Here is a 3,888-nt window from a genome sequence, read left to right on the forward strand (position 1 = left end):
ACCAGATACGCTACTTTCTTTCAAACCCTCAAACACCAGATTCGGTTATAACTCACATGCTCAGAAGAGCCTCCTTAACTTTCTTTAAGCACTGAAGCTGCTGGGGAGGGTAATTTCCTCGGTAGATATTCGTGCTCTGCAAAAACAGACTTTTGTAGAAGAAGAATATAAAAACCTTGGAACTGCTACAAAATAGGCTCTCACTCAAAATAGGCAACATGGAACGATAACTGCCAAATCCTTACGCGCCCAGGAAACCCAGGGTGACCGAAAATCCACAAACTGACCTTGCCATTCACAAGACAATTCAGATCTATATTACATTATAGATATAGCCAACAGGTATACCTCCTTTTTGCCTCACGCCATACCCGAGATTAAAGTTATCAAAATGTTCATCGCAGGCAATCCGGGACAGCCCTATGCCACTTAAATCTTACCTGCTTGCTGTTTCAACAATTTTAACCGTGGCGATACCCATTTCGAACTGGGCTGATCAGCTGCACGATAGGGAAGCCCGAAGGCGATGCCTTCTGACCTGTAAAAACACTTACTATAACTGCATCCGAGACAATGAGAATCAAGACTGGTGTGTAGATAAAAAAACCTACTGCGACAGCATATGCTATGAATATGAGGAAGATCGCTGGAGATGGTACAGACCGCCGTCATCCCGCCATTAGCGACCAATCGCTAAACTCACAATACGAAGCTAATTATTGGTAGGCAGAGGATGAATTGATTGGGTAAGAAAAAAATCCAGATTAGTGAGCGTACCATCAAATACCGCAACAACGCTGTTGTTGTTCCTACCTATAACACTTCACTTGAACTCAATACGCCGGCTTTTCTCGCCCCCTTCAAACCTAAAGCTCTCTTTTAAGCCTCTCTCCATTCGCGTTATCGGAAAACCCCTCCCTAAGATAAAAATCGATGGTTCGCTGCCACTTTTCTTTTTCCGGCGTACTCACCTCTAACCGAGACCAGCCCTGAACAGCAGCAAAGCCAACAACGGTCTCCAAAAGCGTTCGCCCTATAGACTGAGAACGGAATTCGGGCTCCACATAAAGCTCCTCAATCACCCCATAGTATCCACCTGCGTAGATTGCAGCGGACTTGGAAACCGTAATTACTCCAATAGATTCACTCCTTCTACGGTATAGGAAAGCATAAAATCCTTTAGCATCAGACAGTAACTTTTTTGAGGTGACCGCAATCTTCCTCGGATCTATTTCTTTCCGATGCCCGACAAGATCTCGAAGCAACTTGAATACCAGATTAGAAACCTCATCGCATAGCTCAGGTGTCGCCCTCAGGATGACATCTGTCATCACCACCTCCCAATATTTTTATTTTGACCAAATAAGAGTCCCAATAGGAAACCGGCGGTATCAAAAAGACACCTATGAATAATGTGATCACATTTTTAATCTACTACAGGTCATGGAGATAAACAAGCCAATCTGGCTCTTAAGCTGCAACCTGAAATTACTTAAAATGCGGAAACGCTCTCCCATCAATTCACAGACAAATTCCCGAAACACGCAGAGATAGAAGGTTCTTTGATCAGTTAGAAAATCACGTTCACACTATAAAAATATTAAAGCGTTTTCAACTGAGAAAAAGAGGGGAACAATCTAGAGATACATTCAGAACACGAAATGGTTCCAGTGAAGTAGACGATAAAAAGCAAATAACACTACGGAGATATTTCAGATTCTAGAAAAATAATCTCCCGCGTCACCTGCCAACGCTTATCTTCCCAGAGAAGATCAACTCCCAATCGCAACTTTACCTCTTGCCCGGAAAGATCGTTTTTACGTGAAAAAAGTACCAAGGCCCTATCGCCTTTTGTCTCTACATGATGAATTTTTAGCCAATCATTCAGTGGTGGCCCTCCTGGTACGAACTTGGCTTTAAACATCGCTATAAACCCCACCTTGTCTACCACCCTTACCTGATCCGAACTATCCAGTATAAATACCTGCATAGCCCTATGGTACATACTTTCCAACTCGTCAACTCGGCAATGAACTCCCGCCTGTACCAGATTTTCAATAAACTCCACAATTTCTAGTAACGCTCTATTCTCTTGCATCAACTCATTACCTTTTAAAATAAGGGGGCTTAAGGCTCCCCCCAAAAGGTCCACAACAGAATAGAAAGACCCTTTGATCGAAAGATAGACGAGTCTTCTTTTCCTTGCCCCAGCGAGACCCGACAATGGCCAAAATTTTTGAGGCTCTGAAGCCTGGTGATTTTCCGGCTGGCAGCCAGTTACACAACGTGAAGATGATCGAATAAAATAGGCGACCGTATCACGCTTGATTTGGCGTATTGGCAGGAGCGGCCTCACAGGGCCGCCTGCAAAAGATAAGTTTAACTAAATGGTGAGCTATCCCTTCTTACGGGAAAATAACGTCTTAAATAGAGCACCGACTCCCAATGCAATAAATATCCAGAACTTCTTCAGCAAAAGAATAGCTGCCGCAAAAAGCCCTGTTTTTGCCAGAACTTTACCGGTAATCAGGGCCCCGATCCCATAGGCCGCAACCTTGTCAATCTCAGGATCAAAATCCGCGTAGGTCTGCCCCTGATCAAATTCTGCCAATGCAAGAACAGATGACAGATTTTCCTGAATCACAGCCTTCTGATTCATATCCGCCACATAATTTAGAACAAGAACGCCTTCGCGCCCCAGAATTCGAATGTTGTAGTTGAGCGTATTCTCTTGCATATCTCCAAACTTAAGCTCTTTTGCCCAATGAAGTTTATGCTCATCTTTATCGTAGTAGGGCTGTGACGCCCAACCCACCAAGGATATTGGCTCGTAGCCGCTTAAGACACGCTCCTCACTCGCGGCCTTGGTGTCCGCCTGCATTTGCTTGAGCAAGTCACTATAATCTATATCTTCCGCATCCTCATCAGACACATAACCATCCGCTTCGTATTCGATGGTAACGGCCCAGGAGTCCTCATCAAAGGGCGTACCCTCTGCCGGAAATATCATTCCCAGAACATCCTGTCCAGGGGGATTACCCCAAACTTCTACAAGTACTTTTTCTGCATCTTTGGGGTTCAAGTAATAGAATTTATCTGATATCAATAATGCCGCTGGAGCACCAGGAACTTCGATTTCGCCAGTTTGCTTATCGAGAGAGTCCCAAATACCTTTAGCCCAGACCATATACTCTTCTTCCGATAGCTCACCCTCCCCTTCTGCACTTGCAAAAAGCAATGTTGGGAGCGAAAAGCATAACAAAAGAAACAGTGATTTAAGTTTCATTTAATTTCCAACTAAGTAATAAACAATAAAACGAGCAGACATCAACAATAGAAAAGTCAATACCGCGCAAGCCTTAGTCCATTCAGCTTCACAGTTATAGAACGAACGTATCAAGTTTGTGAGGCTAATTAGAGGAGCGATATTCTAACAGAACGCCGCTCCAGAATATGCCGAGATTCCAAAATAAAACTGGTACATAGTGCGTCCAGATAGTCCACATCCTGATCCGGAACACAAATATTCGACAACTTCACTTTATGAGGCTAAAACGTCATTGAACTCCAGAGTCACCATGTTGTAAGCCCTTAGGGTTTAAGGGTTTAGGCAACACCAGAACTACAATAACTCTTTCGTTGAGGGGGCACATTTGGCATATAGTGACGTCACCCCATCTTAGTGGGGTATAAATTTAATTTAACGCCACAATAGAAAATTATAGCTGCCATAAGGCCTACGGAACTGTACCCATAAAAACTTTCAGTTAAATAATGATAGGCCTCACAAAATAGTGAATCCATTAGCTCGAATATTTGAGAAGTTTGTTCTATTCAATACTTCGGACAGTTTTAGGGGGCGAAATAGGTAGGAACCACGGCCAGATA

At 43.5% G+C, this 3,888-nt stretch carries 3 protein-coding genes; all 3 read right to left on the minus strand.

Annotated elements, in window-relative coordinates; genetic code table 11:
• Positions 1-866 precede the first annotated feature (866 nt).
• Positions 867-1,331 carry a GNAT family N-acetyltransferase gene (locus MO867_RS20850; protein WP_252472694.1) on the minus strand — a complete coding sequence of 155 codons (465 nt, stop codon included), beginning with the start codon at positions 1,329-1,331 and terminating at the stop codon, positions 867-869.
• Positions 1,332-1,699: 368 nt separating this feature from the next.
• Entirely contained in the window at positions 1,700-2,098 is a 399-nt protein-coding gene (locus MO867_RS20855) for a hypothetical protein (protein WP_252472696.1), read from the minus strand.
• Positions 2,099-2,395: 297 nt separating this feature from the next.
• Positions 2,396-3,286, minus strand: a complete 891-nt coding sequence (locus MO867_RS20860; RefSeq protein WP_252472698.1) for a DUF2167 domain-containing protein — start codon at positions 3,284-3,286, stop codon at positions 2,396-2,398.
• Between the last annotated feature and the right edge of the window lie 602 nt (positions 3,287-3,888).

This window comes from Microbulbifer okhotskensis (assembly GCF_023895975.1).
GTDB classification, from domain to species: domain Bacteria; phylum Pseudomonadota; class Gammaproteobacteria; order Pseudomonadales; family Cellvibrionaceae; genus Microbulbifer; species Microbulbifer okhotskensis.